The sequence below is a fragment of the uncultured Campylobacter sp. genome, from assembly GCF_938045225.1.
Taxonomy (GTDB): domain Bacteria; phylum Campylobacterota; class Campylobacteria; order Campylobacterales; family Campylobacteraceae; genus Campylobacter_A.
On sequence record NZ_CALINL010000312.1, the window covers coordinates 1 to 1,643 of the forward strand.

2 protein-coding genes are annotated in these 1,643 nt (G+C 42.1%); both read right to left on the reverse strand.

The window, feature by feature from the left end:
* Positions 1-125 (reverse strand): phosphoribosylaminoimidazolesuccinocarboxamide synthase (locus tag Q0200_RS11380; RefSeq protein WP_297941227.1); only part of this gene is annotated, 125 nt, incomplete at its 3' end.
* Between the two features lie 10 nt (positions 126-135).
* Positions 136-1,440 carry a S41 family peptidase gene (locus Q0200_RS11385; RefSeq protein WP_297941226.1) on the reverse strand — a complete coding sequence of 435 codons (1,305 nt, stop codon included), beginning with the start codon at positions 1,438-1,440 and terminating at the stop codon, positions 136-138.
* Positions 1,441-1,643 lie beyond the last annotated feature (203 nt).

Sequence of the window (1,643 nt, forward strand, 5' to 3'; positions counted from 1 at the left end):
TTACCTCTTTTTTGCGCATCAAAGGCGGTTAGATCGTCTTTAAATTCCGCTATTAGCAAGTCCGCATCGTCCGTTGCGAACATCTTTTTTCCCTTCCCTTCGTAGATCAGCTCTTTTTTTTGCATTTTGCACTCCTTATTTTAGCTGTAAAATTTTGATCGCGTCAATCGCCGATTTTAGTTGTATATCGTCGTTTACGTTAGCCTCGGTTATTATAGTCTTATTATCTGTGATTTTCGTAGAGTTTTTGTCACTATTTGCGTCTATTTTGCTCAGTTCGTTGGTTAGGTGTTTTTTTAGTTCGCTCTCTTTTATAGAAAATGCATTTTCATCCTGTTGTGGCACTTTGCCAGGAAATACGATGATATCAGGCTCTACGCCGGTCGCCTGTATAGTACGACCGCTAGGTAGGTAGTAGCGCGCTATCGTTAGGCGGATGGCTTCTGTGTCGTCTACGGGTAGAATGATTTGCACGCTACCTTTACCGAACGTCTTTTCGCCGATAACGACGGCTCGTTTATGGTCTTGCAACGAACCGCTTACGATCTCGCTCGCGCTCGCGCTTCCGCCGTTAACTAGCACCGCAAGCGGTAAATTTGTGATTTTGTTTGCTCTTGCGGCTTTAAATTCGCTATTTTCGCTCTCGTTTCTGCCCTTTTGAGATACGATCACGCCGCTATCTATAAATAGATTCGTTAGTCCGACCGCTTGGTTTAAAAGTCCGCCCGGGTTATTTCGAAGATCCAGTACGATACCCTCTGCTTTCGGATATTTTTTGATAAATTCCTCGGCCTTTTCGGTTACGTGCTTGTCAAAATTCGTCACGCGAAGATAGAGGATGTTGTCTTTTTCGATCATCTTTGCGTAAACGGACTCGACCGAGATGATGTCGCGCACGAGCTTGACGTCAAACGGCTTTTGCTCGCCTTTTCGCACGATAGTTATCGTAATAGGCGTCTTTGGTTTGCCGCGCATTTTATTTACAGCTTCATCTATAGTAGTGCCTAGAGTCGCGTTGCCGTCGATGCGCAGGATGATGTCGCCGCTTTTTATACCGGCTTTATCCGCAGGCGTATTTTCGATAGGCGAGATGACCGTTAGTGCGCCGTCTTTCATGCCGACGGTTATACCAAGACCGCCAAATTCGCCGTTTGTTTGCACCTGCATATCTTTAAACGCCTTTTCGTTTAAAAATCCCGAATGCGCGTCAAGGTTGTTTAAAAGCCCCTCTATGGCCTTATCCACGATCTCTTTAAACTGTAAATCATCAACATAATATTTCTCGATAGTAGAAATGGTTTTTGTAAGTTTAGAGAGCGATTGCAGTTTGGAATTCGATCCGTCCTCGGTGGCTTTAGCATTTAAATTTGCGCTAAAAACCGCTCCGAATATCATCGCGCCCGCAACGCTTGAAAACAAAAACGTCTTTTTTTTATTCAAAGTTAATCTCCTGCCTTTTGAGTGGGGGTATTTTAGTTAAATTTGCCTAAAAATAGGATAAAAGATTTAATAAAATTTAATTTTATTTTATTTAATGAGAACAAATTAGTCTTTTTGACTTTTTTTATAGTATATAGTACCGAGAACAACTGAAGCAAGAGCTAATAATCCAGTAATAGTAGTTAATTTACCACTTTGTTCAC